General features: G+C 66.2%; 24 protein-coding genes and 5 pseudogenes. 17 read left to right on the top strand and 12 right to left on the bottom strand.

Going from position 1 to position 24,900, the window contains the following annotated elements; translation table 11 throughout:
• Positions 1-395: 395 nt before the first annotated feature.
• From GFS60_RS30380 to GFS60_RS30360, 6 genes and pseudogenes are all read left to right on the top strand, one after another.
• A pseudogene (locus GFS60_RS30380) lies at positions 396-1,396 on the top strand (IS3 family transposase); the annotation flags it as partial.
• A 107-nt stretch (positions 1,397-1,503) separates the two neighbouring features.
• Positions 1,504-1,851 carry a site-specific integrase gene (locus tag GFS60_RS39380; protein ID WP_236603556.1) on the top strand — a complete coding sequence of 116 codons (348 nt, stop codon included), beginning with the start codon at positions 1,504-1,506 and terminating at the stop codon, positions 1,849-1,851.
• A complete protein-coding gene (locus GFS60_RS30375; RefSeq protein WP_236603555.1) occupies positions 1,749-2,579 on the top strand; it encodes a tyrosine-type recombinase/integrase in 831 nt (276 codons plus the stop codon). Before GFS60_RS39380 ends, GFS60_RS30375 begins: the two co-directional genes overlap by 103 nt.
• Positions 2,545-4,458, top strand: a complete 1,914-nt coding sequence (locus GFS60_RS30370; protein ID WP_159927798.1) for a tyrosine-type recombinase/integrase — start codon at positions 2,545-2,547, stop codon at positions 4,456-4,458. The genes GFS60_RS30375 and GFS60_RS30370 overlap by 35 nt, the downstream gene beginning before the upstream one ends.
• On the top strand, positions 4,455-4,760 hold the full coding sequence (locus GFS60_RS30365; protein WP_159927796.1) for a hypothetical protein: 306 nt from the start codon (positions 4,455-4,457) through the stop codon (positions 4,758-4,760). The genes GFS60_RS30370 and GFS60_RS30365 overlap by 4 nt, the downstream gene beginning before the upstream one ends.
• A gap of 43 nt (positions 4,761-4,803) precedes the next feature.
• Positions 4,804-5,028: pseudogene (locus GFS60_RS30360) on the top strand (integrase core domain-containing protein); the annotation flags it as partial.
• Positions 5,029-5,479: 451 nt separating this feature from the next.
• Here the strand turns inward: GFS60_RS30360 and GFS60_RS30355 are convergent.
• Positions 5,480-5,827: a hypothetical protein gene (locus tag GFS60_RS30355; protein WP_159927794.1), complete on the bottom strand. Its 348-nt coding sequence runs from the start codon at positions 5,825-5,827 to the stop codon at positions 5,480-5,482.
• Between the two features lie 128 nt (positions 5,828-5,955).
• Between GFS60_RS30355 and GFS60_RS30350 the strand changes: the two are divergent.
• A pseudogene (locus tag GFS60_RS30350) lies at positions 5,956-7,162 on the top strand (IS4 family transposase).
• 296 nt (positions 7,163-7,458) lie between these two features.
• On the opposite strand, the gene GFS60_RS30345 reads toward GFS60_RS30350, so the two are convergent.
• The 3 genes from GFS60_RS30345 to GFS60_RS30335 all read right to left on the bottom strand — a co-directional run bounded on the left by GFS60_RS30345 (position 7,459) and on the right by GFS60_RS30335 (position 9,509).
• On the bottom strand, positions 7,459-7,884 hold the full coding sequence (locus GFS60_RS30345; protein WP_159927792.1) for a hypothetical protein: 426 nt from the start codon (positions 7,882-7,884) through the stop codon (positions 7,459-7,461).
• Positions 7,885-7,983: 99 nt separating this feature from the next.
• A protein-coding gene (locus GFS60_RS30340) for an IS3 family transposase (protein ID WP_159927925.1) occupies positions 7,984-9,215 on the bottom strand; the annotation gives its coding sequence in 2 pieces (ribosomal slippage) (positions 7,984-8,894 and positions 8,894-9,215; 1,233 coding nt in all).
• A gap of 54 nt (positions 9,216-9,269) precedes the next feature.
• Positions 9,270-9,509, bottom strand: coding sequence for a hypothetical protein (locus GFS60_RS30335; RefSeq protein WP_159927790.1), 240 nt, complete (start codon positions 9,507-9,509; stop codon positions 9,270-9,272).
• 496 nt (positions 9,510-10,005) lie between these two features.
• On the opposite strand from GFS60_RS30335, the gene GFS60_RS30330 reads away from it, so the two are divergent.
• Both GFS60_RS30330 and GFS60_RS30325 read left to right on the top strand, forming a co-directional pair.
• Positions 10,006-10,485, top strand: a complete 480-nt coding sequence (locus GFS60_RS30330; protein ID WP_236603554.1) for a hypothetical protein — start codon at positions 10,006-10,008, stop codon at positions 10,483-10,485.
• Positions 10,486-11,032: 547 nt separating this feature from the next.
• Positions 11,033-11,182 carry a hypothetical protein gene (locus tag GFS60_RS30325; RefSeq protein ID WP_159927788.1) on the top strand — a complete coding sequence of 50 codons (150 nt, stop codon included), beginning with the start codon at positions 11,033-11,035 and terminating at the stop codon, positions 11,180-11,182.
• Between the two features lie 2 nt (positions 11,183-11,184).
• Here GFS60_RS30325 and GFS60_RS30320 read toward each other — a convergent pair whose 3' ends face one another.
• The 6 genes from GFS60_RS30320 to GFS60_RS30295 form a co-directional block, all read right to left on the bottom strand.
• A complete protein-coding gene (locus GFS60_RS30320) occupies positions 11,185-12,066 on the bottom strand; it encodes a VOC family protein (protein WP_159927786.1) in 882 nt (293 codons plus the stop codon).
• Between the two features lie 7 nt (positions 12,067-12,073).
• On the bottom strand, positions 12,074-12,553 hold the full coding sequence (locus GFS60_RS30315) for a cupin domain-containing protein (RefSeq protein WP_159927784.1): 480 nt from the start codon (positions 12,551-12,553) through the stop codon (positions 12,074-12,076).
• 10 nt (positions 12,554-12,563) lie between these two features.
• A complete protein-coding gene (locus GFS60_RS30310) occupies positions 12,564-13,328 on the bottom strand; it encodes an SDR family oxidoreductase (RefSeq protein ID WP_159927782.1) in 765 nt (254 codons plus the stop codon).
• A complete protein-coding gene (locus GFS60_RS30305) occupies positions 13,325-14,821 on the bottom strand; it encodes a 4-hydroxyphenylacetate 3-hydroxylase family protein (RefSeq protein ID WP_159927780.1) in 1,497 nt (498 codons plus the stop codon). The genes GFS60_RS30310 and GFS60_RS30305 overlap by 4 nt, the downstream gene beginning before the upstream one ends.
• Positions 14,818-15,678 (bottom strand): alpha/beta fold hydrolase, encoded by an 861-nt coding sequence (locus GFS60_RS30300; protein WP_159929023.1) that lies wholly within the window; start codon positions 15,676-15,678, stop codon positions 14,818-14,820. Before GFS60_RS30300 ends, GFS60_RS30305 begins: the two co-directional genes overlap by 4 nt.
• A 598-nt stretch (positions 15,679-16,276) precedes the next feature.
• Positions 16,277-16,918, bottom strand: a complete 642-nt coding sequence (locus GFS60_RS30295; protein ID WP_012687233.1) for a GntR family transcriptional regulator — start codon at positions 16,916-16,918, stop codon at positions 16,277-16,279.
• 452 nt (positions 16,919-17,370) lie between these two features.
• Between GFS60_RS30295 and GFS60_RS30290 the strand changes: the two genes are divergently transcribed.
• The 6 genes and pseudogenes from GFS60_RS30290 to GFS60_RS39370 form a co-directional block, all read left to right on the top strand.
• Complete coding sequence (locus GFS60_RS30290) at positions 17,371-17,883, top strand: flavin reductase family protein (RefSeq protein ID WP_005253601.1); 513 nt, start codon at positions 17,371-17,373, stop codon at positions 17,881-17,883.
• A gap of 55 nt (positions 17,884-17,938) precedes the next feature.
• Positions 17,939-18,901 carry a 3-carboxyethylcatechol 2,3-dioxygenase gene (locus GFS60_RS30285; RefSeq protein WP_159927778.1) on the top strand — a complete coding sequence of 321 codons (963 nt, stop codon included), beginning with the start codon at positions 17,939-17,941 and terminating at the stop codon, positions 18,899-18,901.
• A 29-nt stretch (positions 18,902-18,930) separates the two neighbouring features.
• A complete protein-coding gene (locus tag GFS60_RS30280; protein WP_159927776.1) occupies positions 18,931-19,218 on the top strand; it encodes a hypothetical protein in 288 nt (95 codons plus the stop codon).
• Positions 19,219-19,280: 62 nt separating this feature from the next.
• Positions 19,281-19,544, top strand: coding sequence for an acetaldehyde dehydrogenase (locus tag GFS60_RS40155; protein WP_328799851.1), 264 nt, complete (start codon positions 19,281-19,283; stop codon positions 19,542-19,544).
• A pseudogene (dmpG, locus tag GFS60_RS30275) lies at positions 19,526-20,306 on the top strand (4-hydroxy-2-oxovalerate aldolase); the annotation flags it as partial. The gene GFS60_RS40155 and the pseudogene dmpG, both read left to right, overlap by 19 nt.
• Before the next feature lie 165 nt (positions 20,307-20,471).
• A pseudogene (locus tag GFS60_RS39370) lies at positions 20,472-20,834 on the top strand (hypothetical protein); the annotation flags it as partial.
• A 24-nt stretch (positions 20,835-20,858) separates the two neighbouring features.
• On the opposite strand, the gene GFS60_RS30270 reads toward GFS60_RS39370, so the two are convergent.
• Positions 20,859-22,670 carry an FAD-binding protein gene (locus tag GFS60_RS30270; RefSeq protein ID WP_159927774.1) on the bottom strand — a complete coding sequence of 604 codons (1,812 nt, stop codon included), beginning with the start codon at positions 22,668-22,670 and terminating at the stop codon, positions 20,859-20,861.
• A complete protein-coding gene (locus tag GFS60_RS30265) occupies positions 22,667-22,927 on the bottom strand; it encodes a rubredoxin (protein WP_005253614.1) in 261 nt (86 codons plus the stop codon). The genes GFS60_RS30270 and GFS60_RS30265 overlap by 4 nt, the downstream gene beginning before the upstream one ends.
• 467 nt (positions 22,928-23,394) lie before the next feature.
• Between GFS60_RS30265 and GFS60_RS30260 the strand changes: the two genes are divergently transcribed.
• Both GFS60_RS30260 and GFS60_RS30255 read left to right on the top strand, forming a co-directional pair.
• Positions 23,395-24,084, top strand: a complete 690-nt coding sequence (locus tag GFS60_RS30260; protein ID WP_159927772.1) for a GntR family transcriptional regulator — start codon at positions 23,395-23,397, stop codon at positions 24,082-24,084.
• Positions 24,081-24,752 carry a V4R domain-containing protein gene (locus tag GFS60_RS30255; protein ID WP_159927770.1) on the top strand — a complete coding sequence of 224 codons (672 nt, stop codon included), beginning with the start codon at positions 24,081-24,083 and terminating at the stop codon, positions 24,750-24,752. Before GFS60_RS30260 ends, GFS60_RS30255 begins: the two co-directional genes overlap by 4 nt.
• Positions 24,753-24,900 lie beyond the last annotated feature (148 nt).

The following is a 24,900-nucleotide window of genomic DNA, read 5'->3' as shown; positions in this document are numbered from 1 at the left end:
ATCCGTGGGCGTGCGTCCGGGGATCTCCGGTATGCTGAGGGGGCGGGGAGTCGCCGCCGGCTGGTTACCGGCACCGGTGTTCCCCGCCCGGCGTGGCAGACGCCAACTGGAACGTTTCCGTCTGCCACGCCCCTTTACTTTTTCGCGGTCGGCCCGTGTCGACCCGCCTGCACAGATCCGGGGGAAATCCAGCGTGGGGTACAGCGCCAGCCCGGACGGCCCACCGGCCCACCTCGACCCCGAGCTGGGACGGTCGAACTCGCCGGCGGTCAAACCGGTCGGCTACCGCACCGAGGCCAGTCACCAGGACCGTGCGGCCGAACGTTCTGAGGCTGCACCCTCGAAGTGGACACCCCTGACAATGGTTCCAGTGGAGAGCCAGGAGGGATCTCGAGGTGGGACGCCAGTCTCTGTACACGGAGGAATTCCGGAAGGACGCGGTCGCGCTGTACCGCGCGGCCGATGGTCAACGCACGTACGCGGCGGTGGCCGCGGACCTGGGCATCAGTGGCGAGACGCTGCGGACGTGGGTTCGTAAGGACACCGCCCGCGAGGGACGCCCGGAGGCCCGCCGCACCGCCGGTGGGGAGACCGAGTCGGACGAACTCGCGCGCCTGCGGGCAGAAAATGCTCGGCTGCGGGGTGCGGAGAAGGAATGGCAGCTCGAACGTGAGATTCTGCGCCGGGCAGCCGCGTATTTCGCAAAGGAGGTGAAGTGAAGACCCGCCGCTGGGACTTCATCTCCGACCTTCGCGCCGAGTTCGGCGTGCAGCGGCTGTGCCGTGTGCTCGGGACCTCACGCTCCGGCTACTACAAGCACCTGGCCACCGAAGATACTCGTGCCGAGCATGCGGCGGAAGAAGCCGCGACAGTCGCCGAGATCCGCGCCATCCATGCCGAGCATCGCAGCGCCTACGGCGCCCCGCGGGTGCATGCCGAACTGCGGTCCCGCGGGCACAGGATCAACCGCAAACGGGTGACCCGGCTGATGCGGATCCACCACGTCGTCGGCCGGCACCTGCGCCGCAGCAAACGCACGACGATCGCGGACAGGTCGGCTCCACTCGTTCCGGATCTGGTGATGCGGGACTTCACCGCTACAGCGATGAATACGAAGTGGTGTGGGGACGTCACCTACATCCCGGTGGGATCCTCGTGGTTATTTTTGGCCACGGTGATCGACATCTGTTCACGCCGGGTGGTGGGCTGGTCGATCGCTGACCATATGCGCACCGAGCTCGTCGCGGACGCGATCGAGATGGCGGTACGCACCCGCGGTGGCGAAGTCGGTGGCGTTATTTTCCACAGCGACCGCGGATCGCAGTACGCCGCAGCAGCTTTCGTCGATGTATGCCGCCGACTTGGGATCCGGCAGAGTCGAGGTCGGGTCGGGTCATGCCTGTTAACCGGCTAATCCACCGGATCGTTACCCATGCATCGACACGCCGTCCACGGAAATACTTGATCCCCATCGACGGTGGCGTTACACCTGTCTCATGTCTCATGACGAATCAGCAAACGCTGCGTCTGGAGGCCGGCACCGACGTCGCCTGGATGTTGTCCGGGCCCAATGCCGACAACTACCCGCTGGTCAACCAATACCTCGGCTATCTCGCCGACCGAAACTATTCACCTCGTACCCTGCGCGCCTACGGCTACGATCTGCTCGCATTCTGCCGGTGGCTCGAATTCCGGAACTGCGACCTCGAATCGGTCACCGCCAACACGGTGTTGGACTTCATGCGGCATTGCCGCGAGACCTCGATCGAAGGACGCCCCGCGAACGTGCTGTCGATGACCGGCAAGCGCCTCGACCATTACTCGGCGACCACCATCAACTCGCCGCCCTGACCGGGCTGTTCACCTTCCGCACGCTGCGCGAACCCGACCTGCGCAACCCGATGCCCAGCGGACGGGAAGCCCGCAGAGTCAGCGCCGAGGAGCGCAGCGGTCTACTCGGACACCTGGTGCGACCGAAACGCCGATCGGTTCTGCGCTTACGGGAGCCGCGGCGGCTACCACGGTCCCTGGATCGCCGAGAAACAGCCGACCTGCTCTCCAGCCTGCGGACGTGGCGGGACCGATCCCTCGCCGGTCTGATGTTGCTGTCCGGGTTGAGATCCGGCGAACTACTGACCCTCGACGTTACCGACGTTGACATCGGCGCCCGTTGGATACGAGTGCTCGGAAAAGGCGCGAAGGAACGCCGGGTGCCACTCGATGTGGAGGTGGCAGGGCTGATCCAAACGTATCTGCTCACCGAGCGACCGGAGTCCTCGAGCACTCGCTTGTTCCTCGTCGCCAAAGGCCCGAACAGAGGCCAGCCATTGACGGCTGCCGGGCTGCGCACCATCTTCCGCTATCACCGGCTCAAAGCTGGAGTGCCCGCCGGGCACCCGCACGCACTCCGTCATACCTTCGGCACCGCGATGGCCGAAGCCGGTGTGGATCTGGCAGTGATGCAAGCACTGCTCGGGCGCGCGCACGTCGACACCACAGCCCGGTACATCCATTTGGCACCAACACATGTCAAGGCGGAATACGATGCAGCCCGCACACGACTACGCGCCCGATCCTGAGAGTCCGGCGGACATCTACGCCGCCTACCTGGTCCACCTCAAGCGGCGCCGTCGCGGCAACACCGCCTACACCCAAGCCGCCCGATCCTTCCTGCGGCGCTGGCCCCAGGTCCAGCAGTGGGCCGACCTGCCCCTCGACACACGATTGGCCGCGAACTGCTCGACCCGTCCGTTCATCACCTTCCTGATGGTCAGCCGACGGCTGCAACCGGGTTACGACTACCTCCTCAACCGCAAACTCGCGAGCCTCTGGCACGAACTGACCGACAGTTGCCTCGAGCCGGACCTGAATCAGTTCATCTCCGCAGCAGTGGAATTGGGATTCACCCAGCGCGTCGCATCGGCCATCGGGTCGCAAATCATCGCGAGGCTGCTGATTCAGACCGGCCGCCCCCTGGCCGATCTCCGCGAGAGTGATCTTCAGGACCTGTTGGACGCGTGCGATATTCGCCAGATGCGCACTGGCCGAGGTGCGAGGCACTACCGGAGCACCACCCACAGCGCGCGACAGATTCTCTTTCACCTCGGGATCCTCGACAGCGAAGCCCGACCGGCAGTCACGCCGCTCACCCTCGACGAGCGGATGGCCGACGTCCCCGCGGCGCTGCGCCCGGCGTTCGTGGCTTACCTGCAACGCAAACGCGCCACCTGCGTGGCCAAGACGGTCAGCAGCCTCGCCACGAGATTGGCGCACTTCGGCCGATACCTCGCCGCCATCGACCCCGACATCGCCTCGCTGTCCGCGCTGGACCGGCGCCGACACATCGAACCTTTCATCGCTTCACTGACCACCACCGTCAACACCGTCACCGGTGAACCGATCACCGTCGCGGACCGAATCAGGCGCGTGCATGCGGTCGGCAATTTTCTCGCCGATATCACTGAATGGGGCTGGGATGACGCACCCGCGCGGCGACTGATCTTCCGCACCGATCTCCGACGGGCGCAACGCTTCCTCCCTCGATACCTACCCGTCGATGCGGACCGCAAACTCACGGCGGCACTGTCGGACTCGCCCTACCGACTCGCAGCCGATGCACTGTTGGTGCAGCGGGCATGCGGGCTGCGGATCGGTGAACTCCTCGACCTCGAACTCGACTGCATCCACGAAATACCCGGCCAGGGATCCTGGCTGAAAGTCCCCCTCGGCAAACTCAACTCCGAACGCATGATTCCCCTAGACGAGGAAGTCCTCACCCTCGTCGATCGCATCACCGCCACCCGCTCACCCGGCCGACCCATGCGCCACCCCCGAACCGGCGCACCTGCCGATTTCCTATTCACCCACCATGGAAAGCGACTCTCCCAGAATGCAGTTCGCAGTGAACTGAACCGAGCCGCCCAGACGGCAGGCCTTGGGCACGTCACGCCGCACCAACTCCGACACACCTACGCCACCGCACTCATTAACGCCGGGGTGTCCCTGCAAGCACTGATGGCGCTTCTCGGACACGTCTCGAGCCAAATGAGTCTGCGTTACGCGCACCTCTTCGACAGCACCGTGCGCACCGAATACGAACGCGCCCTGAACCTGGCGAAAAGCCACATCGGGCCGATGCCCACCGGCCGAACCCAGCTCCCGATCACCGACATCACCGACGGCGGATGGAAGGACGCACCGGCGATCAAATCGCGCCTGGCCGGCGGCTACTGCCTGCGGGCACCAGCGCAAGGCTCTTGCCCTTACGCAAACATCTGCGAGCACTGCCCGAGCTTCCACACCGACTCCACCCACCTCGGAGTACTCGCTGCACAACGCGTGGATGCTCACGATCTCGCCGAAGATGCGGAAAAGCGCGGATGGATCGACGAGGCGAAGCGGCACCGCACCCTCGTGTCCCGACTCGACGCGCTCATCGCGCAATCGGAGACCGCATGAGCGAGAACGCCCTGGTCAGGGTCGAACGGATCTGCGCCGAACTCGCCACCACGGGACAGCCGATCACCTTCACCGCCGTCGCCGAACAGGCCCAGATCGGCCGGGCGACGCTCTACCGGGACAAGCAACTGCGCGCCGTCGTCGATGAACACCGCACCCGACAAACCGACGCCCGCACCCTGACCGGTCTCGCCACCGGGGTCGCGCACCTTCGCACCGTGGTCGAGGCGCTCGCCGCCACCGTCACCAAACACGAAGAACAACTGCGCCGCCTTCGCCGCAATCCACCGCCCCGACGATGAACCATTCTGACCTCGATCGGCACAAACTGGGCCGCGATTAGCCGGTCAAAGTTACGACAATGCTCTCGCCGAGTCGTTCTTCCAAGGCCTCAAGAGGGAATGGCTGCACGGACGGAGTTGGACGTCGAAGTCGCAGGCACGGCTGGACCTGTTCGAGTGGCTCTCGTACTTCAATCGACGTCGCCGTCACTCCGCGCTCGGATACCTCACCCCAGTGGAGTTCGAACAACGACTGATCGCGTCGTCTACGCTGTCAGTCGCCGCATGAAATCGGGTGTCTACTCCCGAGGGGCAACCTCACCTGCGGTTCCTGCGGAAATCAGGCCGATCGCTGCGATGGCTGCGGTGGTCGAGGCGACGGTGACTAGAGCTTTCTTGTTCATGATTATTCTCCGTGTCGTCGAGGTTCGATCGAACCCCGGGTGTTGGTCGCTCTCCCGACAGTTGTCGTGAGTGTGGTGGTGCTCGGACCGGAGTGGAGCGGTCGTGTCGGCCACTCGATGTGGTGGTCCTGTGGGTTGGTCTATGGACTGCGCGGTGCCTCCTTCGGCGGACGCGTTGGCCGGGCCTGCCTGGGCGAGTGCGGCGGCCGCGGTGGCGAAGCGCTGGTTCCTTCGACCCGCGGGCTGCCGTGCCGTTGTGAGCGGATTCCGAGCTGCCAGCGCTACCCGTCGACCCGACAGGAGGTGAGACGGGTAGCGCTGCGGTCGATCTCGCGCCTACCCGGCAGCAGCTCCGGGCGCGAGCGGTTGGAGTCCTTGAGGTCCGACGCAGAAACCGCTGACGGGCCCTGGCTGCCAGTCACCGACCATCGGGTTGATCACCACATGGCGGTTCATTGTCAGGCCGGTCCCGTTTTCGGTCCCGACGGTCGCGCCTTGGCGGATGGTGCAGGTCCAGTTCTCGCCCGGGTCGACGAGTGCGTCGCTGCCGAGCAGGACCCCGACCCGCGGTGCCGGATCCGGGATGGCGGTGGGTCTGGCGTTGGCGGTACCGGCCCCGATCCCGACGATCGCGGTGGCGATGGCGACTGTCGTGATCGCGGTGCGGAGGGAGTTCTTGTTCATGGTGAACGCCTTTCTGGTGCCCGGCATGTGCCGGGAGGTGTGGGTGGAGATGGTGCGGTGAAGTGTTGCGGTGGAACGGGTTTAGGTACAATACCGTTCAGTTAGTGAGGCTCGGGTTATGATGGGGCGTGCCTCGGAGTGGATGGGTGAAGCCGGTATCGGATCGGCGGTTGTCGGATGTGGTGTCGGTGGGGTTGTTGACCAGGGTGTTTCCCGCGTCCTTGGTCGATGAGGTGATCGCGGAATGCGGTCGTCGGGAGCAGCGGAGTCGGACGTTGACCGCTCGTGTGACGGCGTATTTCGCGATCGGGATGGCATTGAATTCGGAAGGCTCCTACGAGGAGGTCTTCGAGCAGCTCACCGACGGTTTGTCGTGGTCGTCAGGATGGTCGCAGTCCTGGTCGCCGCCGACGAAATCGGCTATCTTCCAGGCCCGTTCACGCCTGGGATACGAACCGGTGCGGGAATTGTTCCGCCGGGTCGCCCGACCTCTCGCCGACACGGACACGCCCGGTTCCTGGCTCGCGGGGCGCCGGTTGGTGGCCCTCGACGGGACCTGCCTCGACCTGCCCGACACACCGGCCAACGTCGAGCATTTCGGGCGGCCGGCATCGAGCCGCGGCGAGAAGTCCGCGTTCCCGCAGGCACGGTTGGTGGCGGTCGCCGAATGCGGCACCCACGCGGTATTCGACGCCGCGATCGGACCGTGCCGCATCTCCGAGCGGGAGCTGGCGCACGATCTGATGGACACCCTCGAACCCGGGATGCTGCTGCTCGCCGACCGCGGCTTCTACGGGTTCGACATGTGGACCCGAGCCGCCGCCACCGGCGCCGACCTGCTGTGGAGGGTCAAATCGACCCTCTCACCTCGACACCTCGACACCCTCGACGAGGGATCCTGGCTGGCACAAATCGTCCCGACCTCCGGCACGGATCGGCAGCAACGCACACCGCTCACGGTGCGCGTGATCGACTACACCCTCGACGACGGGCGGGAAAACCCCGAGCAGTACCGACTGCTGACCACGATCCTCGACCCCCTCCGACGCACCCGCGGAAGAACTCGCCCTCGCCTACGCCCAGCGCTGGGAAATCGAGAACACCTTCGACGAACTCAAAACCCACCAACGCGGCCCCCGCGCCGTCCTGCGGTCGAAATCCCCACCGTTGGTCCGCCAGGAAATCTGGGGGCACCTGTGCTGCCACTACGCCATCCGCACCCTGATGCGCGACGCCGCAACCGCCGGCCGACATGACCCTGACCGGATGTCCTTCGTCGCCGCCTTGCGGATCACCCGACGATCGCTGTCCCACAGTTCTTTTTCCCCCTCATAACCACACCGCAGTCATCCGACTGTGGGATCAGGGCATCGCCAAACTACTGCGCCGCGTCAACCCGGTACGCCGACTCCGAGCCAACCCCCGCGTCGTCAAACGCAAAGTCCTCAAATGGGCCGCCAAACGCGCGCACCACCAACACCATCCGCAACCTACCCAGTCACCGTTATGCACCATCCGCGGACGCTAACTGAACGGTATTGGGTTTAGGTAGGTAGGTAGGTAGGTAGGTAGGACCTCCTTTGCAGGTTCGTGGGATGAGGGTCGATATCAGTGGTGGAAGACCTTGGAGCTCAATCGGCCTCGGGTGCGAGCGGTGCGGGATCGAACTGAGGTCGTGCTGTTGCAGCGTGGTGAACGCTCCAGAGCACCCGGATGCGGCGGCGGGCTGTCAGGATCGACATGCTGTGCGGGGATGACCGGTGGCATATGCGGAAGGCATGCGCGGCGATGGACCGGCTTTCGGCATCGAGATGATCGGTGAGCCAGCGCCGTTCCCATGTGAGCTCGGCCAGTGAGGTGGTACGGAGGAGTTCGTAAATCCAGGCGTCCCATTCGGCGCTTGTGATAGTTGCGGCCACAATCGACGCGGCTTCATCTTCATCACGGTCCATCTGCAGTAGGAGGACCACGCACAGTCGTTCCAGCGCACCACGGAGGTACTCGCGCGCCGCTACGGTGCCGGAGTCGCGGTAGTCGCAGACCGCGAGTTCGACCACGGTCGCCGCGTGGTGGACGCGACGATGATCGTTGGTCAGCTCGTCCAGCAGTGGTTTCGCGGAGGGCGGGGCTTCCCCCCGAGATGTGGACACCAATTCTTATGCGGCGGTGGCCAGCGTAGCCGATCGCTGCTCGAAGTCGATCGGACAGATCTGGCCGAGAGTGGAGTGCCTCCTTCTGGTGTTGTAGCGGGTGATCCAACGGAAGACGGCGGCGCGGGCCTCACCCGCGCTGTTCCAGCGCTTCCGGCCCTGGAGCGTCTCCCGTTTCAACGTCGCGTTGAACGATTCGGCGGCGGCGTTGTCCGCTGACGTTCCGACCGCGCCTCGCGACCGGGTCACTCCCAGCTCGCGGCAAACATCCGCGAAGTTCTGCGAGACGTATTGGGCGCCGTTGTCGCTGTGAAATATTGCCCCGTCGAGACCGGTGGCACCACGGGCGGCGGCCGCCGCCCGCAGCGCGTCAGTGACCAGCTCGGTGCGCATGTGTGGGGCGATCGACCAACCCGCCAGCCGTTTCGAGTTCAGATCCAATACTGTTGCCAGGTACAGGAATTGCCCGTCACCGACCGGAAGGTAGGTGATGTCCCCGACGTACTTGGTGTTCGGTGCGCTCGCGGTGAAATCGCGCCGGATCAGGTCCGGCACCGGAGTCGCGGAGGGTTCGGGGACCGTGGTGCGGACCGTCTTGCGCAGGTGCACCCCGACGATTCCGTTCTCGCGCATCACCCGTTCCACCCGCTTGTGATTGACCTCGATCCCGACATCGCGCAGCTCGGCCGTGATGCGTGGGGCCCCGTAGGTGCCATCGAAGTCGTCGTGGATGGCGCGGATGCGCGTCGCGAGCTCCTCGTCGGCGTGGGCGCGTTCAGCACGGGCCGGTGCGGCGGCAAGCCACCGGTAGAAGCCGGACCGGGACACCTCGAGGATCTGGCACAGCCACTTCACCGGAGCGGTGTCGCGGTGGTCGTCGACGAACTGGAAGCGGCTCACCAGTTGGTCTCGCCCGCGAAATATTTCGCGGCCCTGCGCAGGATCTCCCGTTCGGTTTCGAGCTTCCGGATCTGGGCCTTAAGCTGCTTGTTTTCTTCCTCCAACACGGACTCGGACGATACCTCGCCTGCCCGCGATGCCGGCCGCGCCGCCCCATTGGCCCGCAGCTCAGCCGTGGAGATACCGGTGCGTTTGCGTTCCGCGCGGACCCAGTTGCGCAGAGTCTCGCGGCTGACTCCCAGGTCGTTGCCGATGCCGTCGAAGGTGTGGCTCGGATCGGACAGATACAGTGCGACGGCATCGGCCTTGAACTCCGCCGAGTACGCCTTCATGACCATTGGTGACATCTCTTCCTCTGGGCCCTCACGACCCAGTGTTCACGATGTCCTCATTCAGGGGGGAACCCCCGGCGACCGCCGTCCGGCCGGAGGCCAGAGGTTCGCATCTTCGCTGGCGTGATGGCGGCGGAGGAACGCGAGAGTCCAAAGCAGGTGATCGGCGAGAAGGGCGCGTCGGCGCACGTCGATCGGGATGGACAACGTGTCGAAGGTGCGCCCGAGATCGCGACGAATCGCGTCGTGGACGATATTTATCAGGCGGGTATCGATGGGTCTGTCGGCGGTTGTGGTCATGGTGTGCTCCTGGTGTGCGGTCCGTCCTGTGAGGGTTCGATCGGCCATAGGAGGACCCTGCGCGCGGGGACGCGCCTTACCTGAAGTAGTGCGGTACTCCATGTGGTGGTGATTTGCCCGTGCGTGTACTCCTCGGGCTGCCGTCTACGCGTCATCCGGAGGAAGGCTGCTCCGCCGAGCCGACCCGTGTTCAGCCCGGGGCGAAGTGTGATCCCAGCCAGGCCCGAATGGTGGCGCCGAGTGGGCGTCCCGTCACCACGCTGACGTCTTGCTTCGAAAGGCGACAGTCGCTAGGGGGCCGCAACTTCGACCGCGACCCACCCCCGGATCCGGACACCAGGTGCAAGTTCCTTGTGAGCCGCCAGGAGATTGCCCTCGCTGTTGAACGCCTCTTTCGTCAACGATTTTCGTCGCAGTTTCTCCGGGTGCCGACACCGACGAGCCGGTCAGGCCGACCTCTGCAGCACCGCCCCGTGAGCGGGATACGGTGCCGGCTATGACCATCACCGCAGTGACCGACGTGGCTTCGGCCGCATACACCGTGGCTGAGGGGCTCGCTGAGGTCACCACACCCGATGATCGGGTGACCGGGTGTGCTCGCTGCGGCCGCAGCACCGCGGTGATGATCCCGGTCGGGCAGGTCGTATCACGCCGGTTCACCGGGTATGAGTCGTGGACGAACTTGGTCGGCCGCAATTTGTGTGCGGTGTGCGTGTGGATCTACCGGCACCGGCCACTGCACACCGACGCGCACATCGTCACCCGAGAGCCGGTGATGCTGCGACGGGCGAACACCGCTCTGCTACACCAGGTGCTCTCCACCACCATCGACGCGGACACTGCGGTGATCGTGCCGCTGCAGCCCGGCCGCAAACATCTGCTTCCCGACGCCCGGTGGGGGCAGGTAACCATCGACGACACGACACTGACCTGGACCCCAGAACTGCTGTCGTGGTGGGCGTCGCAGCAGGGCTGACCCGCGGCGATCGTGCGAGTTCGGCGAGATAGTCGAGGCCGGAGTCGAAGAACACCACCGGCACATCCGGTTCGACGCGGCGGCGAGGACGAGGACGATCAGGGAGTCCTTGCCACCGAAGAACGCGACGTAGCCGTCGTGCCGTGCGAGGTGCGCCTCGATCCGGGTCAGGATGTCTGCGACGGCGCCCGGGCCGGCCTTCGCCGACGGTGCCCGCCGCGGAGCATCGCCAGGTCCAGGCCGGGGTCAGGTGCGTTCACTGTTGAGAGGTGGACCGTACTTCGTTCGAGATCGCAGAACTGATTCGCTCCGTGGTATCGGTGACCTACAGGCGGCAGCGCATTGTGCGCTGGCACCACCACATGAGTAGGGAAATCTATTGCAGCCTGACGGTGGCATCGTCGCCCCGATCAGTGGGCTCAGATGGTCGACCGGCTTGAGATTGACGGGCCATCATGGCCGGACGCGTGAACCGTAAATAGTTGTTTGACGCGATCCAGCACGTCGGTCGGACATCGTTAGTAGTGGCTACCGCGGTAAACAATCCTTGGATCGAGAAGTCCGCCAGCTCGCGGGTCTCCTCACCTTGGAATGGGCGGATCGGGATCCGCCCATTGATGCATTGATCGACCTGTATGAGGCATTGGTGCCGGTGCCGCCGCTGACAGGGAAGATCAACGGCGGCAACGGTTCCTAGGCCTAGGAGGCGTGTCCGAACGATTCGGGTGGGGTCAGGCCCCAGGGGCTGAACGCCTTCGGGAAGTTGTCCCACATTCCGGGCGCACCGGGGCGCACCCGGGGCATTTCGGCGGACAGTTCGTAACGGTTACCCGCGACCCAGAAATATGTGTAGAGGTTGGCGCCGACACCGTGACGGCCGGGTCCGGTCTCGATCGGCACACCGTGTCGTGCGAGTTCGTCAGCGGCCACCTTGAGGTGGTCGAAGGACTCCATTCCCAGGGCGTAGTGGTGCAGCGACTTTCCGGGCTCGGGTGTGGAGATGATTGCCACGTCGTGGTGCAGGTCGCTGGCACGGAGCCAGGCAGCACCCATCACGCCGGGTGCGGGAGCGAAGATGTCGGAGATCTGGAAGTCCAGGATGTCGACCATGAACTCGACCAACGGTTTCGGGTCCTGCGCCTGGAGCGTGATGTGGTCGAAGTCCAGTGCCCGGATCCCGCCGCGATGGGCGGCTCGCGCCGGATGAATGTACTGCGGCCCCTCAGCGTCGGTGAGCAGTGACAGCTCCATCACGTGGCCGGTCGGCGTCTGGAACTGCAAGGACTGGCTCACGCCGGGATCCTCGTCGCTGCGGGTGCTGTGTTCGACGCCGGCGTTGGCGAGGCGTTTGCCGTAGTACTCGAGGTCGTCGCGCGAGTCCACCCTGAGGGCGAACCGGCGAACGCCGGTGCCACCCGAGGTCAGTACCAGGTCGCACCTTTCGTCGACGCCCGCGGTGAGGCGGACGGAACCGTCGGACCGGCCGAGTTCCTTCATGCCGAGCACGTCGACGTGAAGGCCGACAGCTGCTTCGAGGTCGCCTACGGCGAGTTCGGCGTGGGACACCTGTGAGATTCCCATGATTGGATCAACTCCTGTCGATGTTGTCGTGGTAGGGGATGTTTCCGGCGCTCTCCCGCCGGTTGATGCCGAGGCTGTCGAGCATCCGCGAGTTCTCTACGAGGATCATTCGGACGTTCGTCGTGCCGTCGTTGTAGTGCCGGTGCCAGACCCAGGGCGGGGTGTAGACGAAGTCCCCTGCCGTCCAGCGCAGGGTCTTCGCGCCGATCTCGGAGTAGCCGCTGCCGTCAACGACGCAGTGCACGGATTCGTGCAAGTGCCGCTGAAGGTCGGTCGCGGTTCCGGCCGGAATCTCCTGGAGGTAGAACTCCATGGACTTCGCCGGCACGTCCGCGAGTACCCCGACCCGGCTGGGGTTGCCGGTGATCTCCTCCTCGAGCCAGCGCGCGCTGTCCGGGCCGGTGACCAGGCCGTCCGGCAGCGAACGCTCCGGGTCGAAATCCTTCATGTCGTGCAGCTTTTCCATCCACACGTCGAAATTCGTCATTCTTTCCGCCTTAGATCGAGGTCATTCCGCCATCGACGACGTGCGTCGACCCGGTCTGGAAGCTGGCGCGCTCCGAGCAGAGATAGGCCACGAGCTCACCGATCTCCTCCGGACGCCCCCAGCGGCCGACGGGGAGCTCGGCGGCGAGCTGCCGCCGCTCCGTTTCCTCCACGGAGGTACCCGCCGACGTGGCGGCCGCCGCCACCAAGGCCCTCCGCCGCGCGGTATCGACGTGCGCCGGGGCGATGACGTGGGTAGTGATCCCGTTCGGCGCAACCTCACCCGCGAGGGACCGAGCCAGCGCCGCCACGCCGGCACGCATCACGTTGGACGTGTGCAGGCGGGGCAGTGGCCGCACCACACCGACCGAGGTGAGGTAGATCAGCCGACCCCACTCCGAGGCCAACATGCCCGGCAGGACCGCATTGGTCAGCGAGATGGCACTGTCGAGGATCAACCGGTAGGCCGACTCCCAGTCCGCCTGTGCGAGTTCGGTGGCCGGAGCGGCCCGCGAGCCGCCGGTGTTGGAGACGAGGATGTCCACACCGCCGAGAGTGTCGAGGGCAGACCGGACCGCGCCGGTGGCGGCGCCGGGCATGGTGAAGTCCGCGATCGCCCAGCCCGCCGCCCCGAGGTCCCGGGCGACGTCGGCCGTGTGCGGTCGGGTTCCGGTGATGAAGACTTCCGCGCCGCCCGCCCGCAGCGATGCCGCGACGGCGGCACCGATCCCGCTCGACCCGGCGGTCACCAGCGCCCGCTTGCCCGTGACGGTCATGCCGCGGCGCCGCCCTCGGTGCGGTCCGGCTCTGCGGCGCCGGCGGTCCGTGCGTGTTCGGCCGAGGTGGCCAGCAGGCCGTCGATCAGTCCCAGCGGTTCCGTCCAGTCGTACTGGTTGAACTGGGTGTTGATGCGCAGGAACATCGGATCGCCGGCGTAGAAGCGTTCATAGAGTTCATGGCGTCCACCGAAGGCGGAGACCGCCAGATCCGCTGCCACCTTGAAGACGGAAATGCGGTCGACGCTGCTGTTGTCGGGGCCGCGGTAGAACTTGGCCAGGTCCGACGCGATGGGGGAGTCGAACGCACTGACGTCGGCCGGCTGATAGAGCAGTCCGCCGGCGAGGATCTGCTGGAGGATCTCGCGCACCCGTGGATACCAGCGGTTTCCGGAGTTGCGGATGGCGTACAGCGGCCGGAGGTCGGGGAAGAGGACACCGTCCTGGTTGGGCGTGGCGCCGGCCTCGGACGCGAGGATCGCGGCCCTTGTCAGTTCGATGTAGGTGCTGATCTCCCCGAGGGCGTCCCGGACCTGCGGGAACTGGTCGGTCTTGACCACCTCGGTGGCCCGCTTCGCCAGCCCGGCGACGAACTGCAGCTTCGCCATCAGGCGGACCGAGGTCTGGGCTCCGGTGAAAGCGTTGGAGTTGATCTCCCAGATCCGGTTGACCCGCTCGTAGTCCTGGTTGATGAAGACCCGGTCCCAGGGCACGAGCACGTCGTCGAAGACGACCACCGCGTCCATCTCGTCGAACCGGCTCGACAGCGGCTGGTCGAACGCATTGCCGCCGCCGAACGGCTCCCGGCAGATCAGCCGCACGCCGGGTGCGTCGGTCGGGATGGCGAAGGCGATGGCGTAGGGCTTCTCCTCCGGGGCGAACTTGCGCAGCGAGAACGGCCAGACGAGGATCTCGTCGGAGTAGGGCGCGGCCGTCGCCAGCATCTTCGCGCCGCTGACGATCAGGCCCTCCGCGGTCTGCTCCTTGACCCCGAGATAGGTGTAGGGGTCGGGCTGCTGTGACGCCGGCTTGGACCGGTCCACGGGCGGGTCCGCGATCGCGTGGGACAGGAACAGGTCGTTGTCCCGCACGTGCCGGAAGTAGTCGCGTACCTTGTCGGCGTTGTCGCCGAAGAAGTCGGCATTGGCGTTCCAGGCCATCAGCATGGCGCTCACGAAATCCGTGGTGCGACCCATCATGCCCAGGGTGGAATCCGCCCACTTCTTGTGCATGGCGTGTCGTTGCTCGAGGTCCTCGCGGGAGCGCGGCTCGAGGAACTGCACTCCGACCGGGCCGTCGCCGTCGGCGGGTTCGAAGAGCATGTCCTCGTTGCCGTCCTCGCACTGGAGGTCGTACAGGCGGGCGATCTCGGCGGCGGCGCCCGAGGTGGCCGGGTGCCCGACGACATCGACGATCTTCTCCGATCCCACCCACAACTCGGGACTGTGCGTGCGCAACCTCTCGAGGTACGCTGCGCCGTTTCGTGCGGTCATGACTTTCCTTTCAAGAATCGAATGTGTGCCTCGTTGAACTCGTCCGGTTTCTCCCACTGCGGCCAATGCCCGGCCCCCTCGATGACTTCCAGGCGACTTCCCGAGATGAGTGTTTCGAGCAGGGAGGCCTCTTCGACGGCGGCGGTCGGGTCGTGGTCGGTCCACAGCAACAAGGTCGGGGCGAGGATGCGGTCACACCATGCCGGTGACCACACGAAGGGGCGCCGGTACTCCCAGTCCTGCACCGCAAGGATGTTGGCCATCGCCGTCTCGAAGCCGGACTGGGAATAGATCCGCAGCCGCAGGCCCACGAGTTCGTCGGTGACCAGGGACGTGTCGTGGAAGAGCCACTCGACCCTGGCTCGCACGGTCTGCGGGTTGGCCTCACGAACCGCCTTCATGCTCGATTCCTTCAGGCCGGCCATCACCTCGGGCTTGTTGGTGATGTTCCCGGGTGTGTTGAGGACCATCCCGCGGACGCGCGTGGGGTGGTGCGCGGCCGTCCAGGCCGCGACCCAGCCGCCGAGGGACTCGCCCGAGAGGTCGGCCCGGTCGATGGACAGCGCGTCCATCAACGCCACGAGATGATCGCTGAGATAGTCGATGGTGTACGGCCGGTCGGGCTTGTCCGAGTAACCGTGCCCGGGCATGTCGTACAGGACCAGATGGAAATCCTTGGCCAGATCCCGCACGTTGCGCGCGTACGCCTCCAGGTGCCCGCCCGTCCCGTGCACCAGGATCAGGCTCGGTCCGCTCCCGGCCTCCACGACCCGCGTCGCGACTCCGTCGACATCGACCGTTCGTTGAACCAGGTCGACACCCGCGAGGTCTCCCCAGATGCTCACATGCTCTTCCACGGCAATCCTTCCTGTTGCAGCCGGCTCGGCGGCAGTCATGCCGCCTCGATACATTTCGCCGGCCGGATGCCTATCCCCGGTACCTGACTGATATCCGACCAGTGACTGCGATCACACGTAACATGCTGGCATACTAAGATCTCAATGACAAGATGCTGTTTTTCACCGGAGTGTCGCGTGCGGCCGCCGGGCGGATGCGGTGAACGACACAGCGATGCCCCACACATGCTGATGCAGAGAGCGGAGCGGCTCCGTGCCCTGCCCGGGCTCGGTGTCCGCGGGCGGATGCGGCGCACGGGGTAAGCCGTGCTTCCCCGGCCCGCACAGCGGAGTGTGCGCGCTACTCGCGTTCTGCTCTCGGAACGATCTCGGCGGTCGCCTCAGAGATCATCGCCGTCGACCTCCCCGTGTTCGCCCTGACGGGCACGCGCCATTCGGCCGGATTCAACTCACGGGGCGGGGACGCCGCTCGGGTCGGTCTTTCTCCGGCACTCCGGAGCCTGATGGCGCTTCGCGCCCGGCTACGGCTGGGCCGCGGGCTTACACCCTGTCGAGGGTGACCCGCTGCCGTCGCCTGCCGGACGTGACCGGCGAATGGCTAGATGTGAACGCCCATCCAGAATCGCGAGAGATGCCCTTCCATGAGCTCTCGCGCAAGCCCTGGTTCCCGGCGCGAGATCGCCCCTGCAATGTCGGAGTGTTCACTCTGAGATCTGCGCAGGTCCGTGCTGACACGGTTCTTCTGGATGTAAAAATCGCTCAGATCCCAGGCGTGTTTGGCGAGCTCGGTCAGTCGCTGGTTGCCGCTGGCTGCCAGCACGGCGGAGTGGAAGTCGCGGTTCGCGGCCGCGAAGGCCGCCGCATCGTCCGCCTCGGCTGGGCCGGCGCAGCGGCCAAGTGCAGCATCGATGTCGGCCAGTTGCACCTCGGTGGCGTTGAGGGCTGCCAGCTTGGCGCCCGCACCTTCGAGGATTCCGGCCAGGGCGAAATGCTCACGGACCCTCTCTTCGTCGGGGATGATCACCCGGCACCCCACCTGGGGGATGATGGAAATGAATCCCTCGGACGCCAGCCGCATCGCAGCGTCCATGACCGGCCGGCGGCTCACGCCGAACTCCTGAGCGAGTTCGTAGGTGCTCAGGACCTCCCCGAACTGGTAATGCCCTTGCATCAGCCGGGTGCGGAGGGCGTCGTAGATCTGGTCCGTCTTGCTCCCCGACGCGGTCATGGTCATGGTCATGGAACATCCAGCCTCTCGACGATCACTGCACGGGACCAAACCGATGAGAGTTAGACCCTGTCAGATTCTAGTATTTCAATACCATATCTCGCTCGAGGATACGGCTCACACGATCGTACTCGAGGCGCTCGATGATGCGGTCCAACCGAACGCGGCGACGGAACAGATGGTGCCCAGAGGATCCATCAAACGCCCTCTGGGCTAGGTGAATGCGGCCGACCGTGGGGCTTGCCGTACCGGCGGTCGACGACGACGTAGATCGCCGGTGGACCGGAACAGCTTCCGGTCGCCTTTGACGGAGAGGCTTGTCAGGTCGATCACACACCCCTAAGCTGACATACTAAGATCTCAGTACGAGAGGCGGAGCAATGAGCACATCGACGTCGACTACTACTACTACTACCGGCCCGGATGCGGCGCCCCCTGTGGAACCCCGGCGTTTCCGTAATGTCATGGGGCGCTTCACTACCGGAGTGACGATCATCGGTACCAAACACGCCGATGGGATCCACGCCATGACCGCCAACGGATTCATGTCGGTGTCTTTGGACCCGGCTCTGGCGATGGTGTCCATTGCTACCAAGGCGAAGATGCACGAGATGCTGCTCGCCAGTGGCCGCTACGGCGTGAGCTTTCTCGGTGCCGACCAGGAAACCGTTAGCCGGCACTTCAGTGGGCGCCCCGACCTCCTTCCGGATTTCAGCTTCGACGAGATCGCCGGTGCCCCCCTGGTACGGGGCGCCCTGGCTCGCATCAGTGTCGAGGTGGTCGACGCCCACCGCGCCGGGGACCACACCCTCTTCATCGGGAAGGTCCACCATTTGGACGACGCCCCGGGCGATCCACTCGTGTTCTACTCCGGCGGCTACCGACACCTACTGCGCGCAGCGCACGACACCGAGTACTCCGACGCCTGGTCCGGCTTCTGCCTGGAACCGACCGGCCCGCTCACCCTTGCCGGCTGAGTGCTGGCCCGCCCGCTGAGGCGAAGACCATATTGTTCACCGAAGGGAACCGATAATGACGCTCGCGCTGGTCTGCACGTCACACAGTCCGCTGCTGGAGTTCAACAACCCCCCGCCCGAGGTCCGCACAGAGGTGGACAGGGCCTTCGCGCAGGCCCGGCAGTTCATCGAAGACTACGACCCCGACCTCGTCGTTTCTTTCGCCCCCGATCACTACAACGGGTTCTTCTACAAGCTCATGCCGCCGTTTTGCATCGGCTTCGAGGCCTCGGGCGTGGGGGACTTCGGCAGCTCCGCCGGCCCGCTCGACGTGCCCTCGGCGCTTGCCGAGCAGATGGCGCAGTCGGTGCTGGACCAGGGCGTGGACATTGCGGTCTCCCTCGCGATGGAAGTCGACCACGGTGCGGTCCAGCCCTTGGAAATCCTGCTCGGGGGCATCGCGACGAAGCCGGTGATCCCGATCTTCGTCAATTCCGTGGCGGCACCGTTCGCGCCGATGAAGCGAATCCGTCTGCTCGGCGAGGCCGTGGGCACATTCCTGAAGAATTTCGACGGGAAGGTTCTGCTCCTCGGGTCCGGTGGTCTGTCCCACGACCCGCCGGTACCGCGGCTCGAGGCAGCGACCGGGGAACAACGGAAGATGTTGCTGGGTGGCCGCCACCCCACCGCCGCGGCGCGAGCGGTCCGCCAGCAGCGGGTTATCGACACCGCCAAGGCCTTCACCAGGGGTGAGGCCGGCATCATGGACCTCGCCCCGGAGTGGGACCGGCAACTTCTTGACATCCTGGCCTCCGGGGAGCTGGAACAGCTCGATGCGTGGACCGCCAAGGAGATGGCCGCCACGGCAGGCAACTCCGCCCACGAAGTGCGCACCTGGGTCGCGGCCCACAACGCCCTGAAAGCGGCCGCCGGCCAGTACACGGTGACCTCCGAGTACTACCGGCCCATTCCCGAGTACATCGCCGGGTTCGCCGTGACCACGGCCGTACCCGTTCACACGACCGCCGGCCTCACGTAAACAGCGGTCGCGGCCGGAACGGTGCGCGCATGATGACGCCGACACGCCGGAACACCATCGACCAGGCGCAGCCGGCCGACCTCGGCGCTCTCACCGGCGATCTCCTCGCTGCGGCAACCACGCGTATCCCGATCTCCCCGCTCTCCGAACGCTGTCCGGGCCTGACCATCGACGGGGCCTACCGGATCCAGACCAGCGTGCGCGCTCACCTGCTCGGGCAGCGTGCTGCGCGGGCACAAAGTGGGGCTGACCTCGCAGTGATGCAGCTCAGCTCGGGGTCGACCAGCCGGACGTCGGATTCCTGCTCGACGAGATGATCTTCGAGTCCGATCGGTGCGTTCCTGCGGACCGATTCATCACCCCACGTGTGGAACCCGAGGTGGCATTCATCCTCCACGAGGATCGTGCGGGCCGGGCCTCACCATCGAGGATGCTGCAGCCGCAGTGGGCCGGATCCGACGGACTGGCCCGGGCTACCCGTCTCGGAGTGCCCGCTACCGCTGCCGGTGTCGACGGTCTCATCGGCATGCCCGGCGTCGAAGACATCGACATCGTCTTCGACGTCACCTCGGCTGTAGCGCACATCGCGAACGCAGAAAGACTCGCCGGGTACGGGAACAAGCTCTCACGAAGGCGCGGCTGACCACACTGTTGCTGCCCGGTATCGGAACAATCGACGAGCTGAAGCTCGTGCATTCACTCGGCGTTAGATCGGTCCGCGTCGCCACACACGCCACCGAGGCGGACGTCTCCGCGCAGCACATCAGCGCGGCACGAGAATTGGGCATGGACGTTTCCGGGTTTCTGATGATGAGCCACATGGCGTCACCGACGCACCTCGCCGAGCAAGCCAAGCTGATGGAAGCCTACGGCGTGCACTGCGTGTACATCACCGACTCGGGTGGCCGTCTGACCATGAACGACATACGAGCGCGGATGCGCGCTTACCGAGAGGTCCTCGATCCCGAGACGGAGATCGGAATCCACGCACACCAGAATCTGTCACTGTCCGTGGCTAACTCCGGGGTTGCGGTCGAGGAAGGAGCTGCCAGGGTCGACGCATCCCTGGCCGGGCAAGGAGTTCGAAGCGGGCAACACCCCCATCGAAGCGTTCATCGCCCTCGCAGACCTGACCGGATGGAAGCACACCGGTGATCTGTTCAAGTTGCAGGACACGGCTGACGGCATCGTCCGGCCGCTGCAGGACCGTCCGGTGCAAGTGGACAGGGAGACAATCACTTTGGGCTACTCGGGCGTTTACTCCAGCTTCCTCCGGCACGCGGAGCGTGCGGCCACCACCTACGTACTCGACACCCGCGAAATCCTCGTCGAGGTCGGGCGGCGCGGACTCGTCGGCGGTCAAGAAGACATGATCGTCGACATCGCACCCGACCTCTCGGCCTAGATCTTACGGGGCTTCGCCCGCCCGACGAGTCGTGTGGTGGCGGCTGCGCTCAGGGGCACCGGCGGGTCGGGGTGGTGACCCTGGTCGACGACGTCGATCGGGTGCATGGATCGTCGTAGCGGTTGGTTGGCCTACTGGCCGCCCGACCCACCGGAGCCCACCATCACCGAGAAAAGCCGCGACGCCGACGGTCGGAGCTATCCGTGGAGCGTCAGGTCCACTGGCATGGTCAACCACTACTACTTCTACTGCGTCGCCGCCGACTTCGGCCCGTTCTTCCTCGAGTTCTGCTCGTCCTTTTCCTGCAACGCCAAACTCTGTATCAACGGCCGCCACTGGGCCCAGCGTCAGGCCGCGGGGGCAGGGCTCGGGTTCACCGCACTGGCACTCGACAACGGGTTCGCCGCGGTCGACGATCCGGCCGTGCTGCAGGCGATCTGCGACCGGCTCACCGGGGCACGGATCGATGCGCTGCTGCGCAAGTGGCTGGCGATGCTGCCCGATCCGTTCACCGGCGCCGACCGGGACGGTGAGCCAGTTCCGGAGGAGGGATTAGTGCACCGCCGCGACAAGCTCCAACAGATCAGCAAGTACCGGTTCGATATCCGCGGTGACGACTGCGTCGGCGAGGCCGGACAGTTCGTCGAGCTGGGCGTCGGGGTCTACCACGACGATCTGCCCTGCTCCACTCACCGCACGGAGGGTCCCGGGGTCGTGTCTCCCCAGGCCCAGATAGATCGAGGGGGCGATCGTGCGGGCGAGTGGCCCGATCTCGATCTGCCGCGGTGCGTCGCCCGCGGCCACCGCCGCTGGGGTGGCCGCCACCGCGCCGCCAGTCGCCTGAGCCAACTGCTCGGCCGCCCGGCGCGTCGCCGCATCGAGCCCGGGGCCCAGGCCGATGACCACCCGCGTCGCTGTCAGATGGGGAGCGTCGGGATTCTCGACGCGCCGCTCGATCGGCGTGCACCGGTCGTCGGCGACCTGGGCGGCCGGCTCGAGGACGTCGACCTGCGGATCGCCCTCGTCTCGGACGGCGGCGACCGGGAAGGACCCGGGGCGCAGTGTGCCCATCGATGGGGTGGTGTGCGCGATGACAGGCGCGAGCACGTTCCCCGCGAGCGCCGGCTTGAGCCAGAGCAGGTCCGGGTCGTCGCTGTCCGCGCCGCGTACCTCGAGCGCGACGAAATCCCCGGTGAGCCCGAGGCCCAACCGGGCCGCGACGCGCGGCGCGTAGTCGCGGCCCCGGGCGCTGAACGGGGCGATCACCGCGAACGGCGAGCCGGCGATGATCGCCGCACTGAGGGCGCTCGTGAACGGCTCCGTGGCGTACTCCTCGAGCCCGGCGTCACCGAGCACGATCACCCGGTCCGCCCCGTGCGCGTGCAGGACGCGCGGCGCGTCGCTGCTGTGCGCACCGGGGAGGACGGCAACGGTCGTGGAGTGCAGCTCGGCAGCGATCGAGCGGGCGCAGGCGAGGGCCTCGAGGCTGGTGGGGTGCAGCCCGCCACCCGGCAGCGGCTCGGCGACCGCCCAGATCTCCCGCGGCGGGGATGCCGGACCGGCAGCGTAGGTCGCGGGCCGGAGGTCCTCGCGGGCCGCCGCGAACGCGGCGGCCAGCATGCTGGCGGCGGCGGGGGCGTCGGCGCCGTGCTCCGTGGAGCGCATGCTGCGGCCGGGACGGATCTCGACGACGAAGGTCGGCGAGCCGCGGGTCCCGAAGTCGCGGGGCCCTCCTCCGAGATCATCGGCGGTGACCGTCTCGATGGCCGCGGCGTCGGCGGCGTCGACGACCCAGGGCGGCTCGATTCCACGTCCGACCGACATCAACCCCGGCAGCTCGATGGCCCAGTCCTCGGTGCCGACGTCGGTTTCCACCTCGGCCCGGATGCGACCGTCGTCGCCGGTGTGCAGGGCCACGACTTGCGTGAGTTGCGGCAGCCCGGCCAGTTCGGCGACCTGCGGACCGACCTGTGCGGTGGCGCCGTCAAGCGTCCAGCGGCCGGTGAGGACGAGGTCCGGCGCTTCACGTTCGACGAGCCGGGTGATCGCGCGCGCCGTCGCCAGCGTGTCGGCGCCAGCGAAACGCCGGTCGAGAAGATGGACGGCGCGGTCGGCGCCTCGGCGTAGTGCGTCGGCGAGGGTGGCCTGGGCGGCGGGCGGCCCCATGGTGACGGCGACCACCTCCCAGCCGAGCGCGTCGCGAAGCGACAGCGCGTGCGCGAGAGCACACAGATCGGCGGGGTTGGTGATCGCGGCGTCGGAATCGCGGCGAATGCGCTTGGTGCGTTCGTCGAAGGAGACCGCCCCCGGGGCGGGTACCTGCTTGAGGCAGACGAGGACGCGGCCGCTGCCGGAAGCGTTCATCCCAGCTCTCCCGTTACGAGGTCTTCGCTCACGTCCTGGTATTCCTCGCCCGGCCTGAGCTTCCGGAATTCCTTCTTGCGCGCCCCGCAGACCGGACAGACCCAGTCGTCGGGGATGTCCTGGAAGGCAGTTCCCGGGGGGATGCCACCGTCCGGGTCACCCAGCTGGGGGTCGTACACGTCTTCACAGACCTCGCAGACCCACAGCTCGGTTGCGGGGTCCGCCTGTGTCTCTTCCGTCGCGATCAGAATCTTCATGAACCCTCCTCGATTTGTTTGATACTAGTATGCTAGCGCGCTATTCAACGTAGTGGAAGGTGGTTTGCCACCTCCCCGTCGGTGGACACGGCTGGTCCACGGATCGGGGGTGGGGACTCGGCAGGCATCGTGCGGCGCTCCGGCGGGCGCACGGATGCTTGCTCGCGGACGTCGATCACCCGGGAGGCCCTCGACCTGGCCTCGGCGAAATCACACCCCCGCCACGCACCCTCGGCTCGGTTGTCCCTAGCGGCGCGGCATCGAAGAAGCGTTGCAGAGCTTGATGTTCCGGCGCGTGTGACGTTCATGGTGTCGGCCAAGCCGTCGGCGTGGGTTCGGGTGATCCACCACACCGCAGTGGCATCAACCGTACCCGGCTAGCGTAGTAACATTCTAGTCGGATCGGCTGCGCGTCCACCGGTGCAATACACTGGAGTGAATCGATCACTTCGCACACCTAGGATCCCATGGTCAGTCAGCGCCTCAATCGAAGCGGTCAAGCGTATGAGCAGCTCACCGCGGAGATCCTCCGCGGTCGCTGGCAGCCGGGCGACACGCTCTCGACTTACGCTCTGTCCGAGGAGCTGCAGATCAGTCGCACGCCGGTGTCCGAGGCCCTCAAGCGGCTGGAGTCAGAGGGACTCGTGGAGATCATCCCCCAGGTCGGGTGTCGCGTTGTTCGGCCGAGTTCCACGACCGTCACCGAGCTGTTCGCGATACGTGGCGTGCTCGAGGGCCTTGCCGCCGAGGTGGCCGCCAAAGCGATGAGCGCCCAGCAGCTCGCTGAGCTCGGTGGCGTGCTCGAGCGGATGGAAGCGGCCATTGATCATGGGGACGAAGTGGCCTACGGTGACCTCAACTACGAATTCCACCTGAAGATCATCGAGGGTAGCGGCATGCCGCGGCTCATCCAGACCGTCGAGGGCGTGTGGTCACTGCTGCGCTATCAGCTTGCGCGGCTTCCGTTCACGGGCGACCAGATGGGGGAGTCGATGACGGAATCCAGAACCGAGCATCGGGCCATCTTCGAGGCGCTCGAGCGACGTACCGCCAAGCGTGCCCGGACCCTCGCAGAGCAGCACACCCGTCGGTGCGGCGACCGCTTCGTCGTCTACCTGGAGGGTGCCGCCCCGCAGCGAGGAGGAGAGAAGCCATGACACAGCTGTCGGCATTGATTGCTCGTGCCCTCGACGACATGTGTGAATACCAGGAGCGCTTCACGCGCGACCCGGGCCATGCCCAGGTGTCGCTCGCCGGTGTTCCACACGCCCTGGTTCCGACCCACGTCGTGGCCAGCGACCTGCCGCGCGAGCTGGTCGAGATCCTCGGTGCCGAGCTGGCACCCGCGGTGATGTACCGGTTCGGTCGGCTCATCGGGCTCAGCCACGCGGCGGCGTTCTTCGCGGACCGCAAGATCGGCATGACCGAACCCCAGTATCGCGTGCTTACCGGCCCGTTCCACTTCGCATGGGCGGGCTACGGAGACGTGCAACTGCTGCTATGGGAGCCCAAGCTCGACGAGGACTTCCTCGTGCTGTGGGAGTCGGACAACTCGTTCAGCGCGCGAGAGGCGCTGAACGACGGGCACCGCGGCCGGGCCTGCCATCTCCAGGCGGGATACGCGGCGGGCTGGGCCTCGGAGGCGACAGGCCTCCCAATCGATGTGCAAGAGATCGCCTGTCGGGCAGAGGGCGTGTCGTACTGCCGCTTCGCGATGGCCCACCGCGATCGTGTGTCGCTGTGGATGCGCGATCCGCGCCTGCACCGCCCGACCAAGCAGTACAAAGTGATGCCGGCCAGTATGCCCCGCGCCGCGTCCGCCTGACGACGCGTCGGCAAGGTCGCCGGCCGACGAGCGGCGACCCCCTTGCGTGCGCCACAGTCCATGCGAGCCCTGAGTACTGCGCTGACCACACCCCTTTCACCCTGACGCAGCAGCGTCCAACCGCGGCGCGCGCAAGGGAAAGACGAAC

This window comes from Rhodococcus sp. WAY2, assembly GCF_009859915.1.
Lineage (GTDB): Bacteria > Actinomycetota > Actinomycetes > Mycobacteriales > Mycobacteriaceae > Rhodococcus_F > Rhodococcus_F oxybenzonivorans.
Note: the sequence above shows the minus strand (reverse complement) of the source record. Positions and strands in the feature narration are given on the sequence as shown.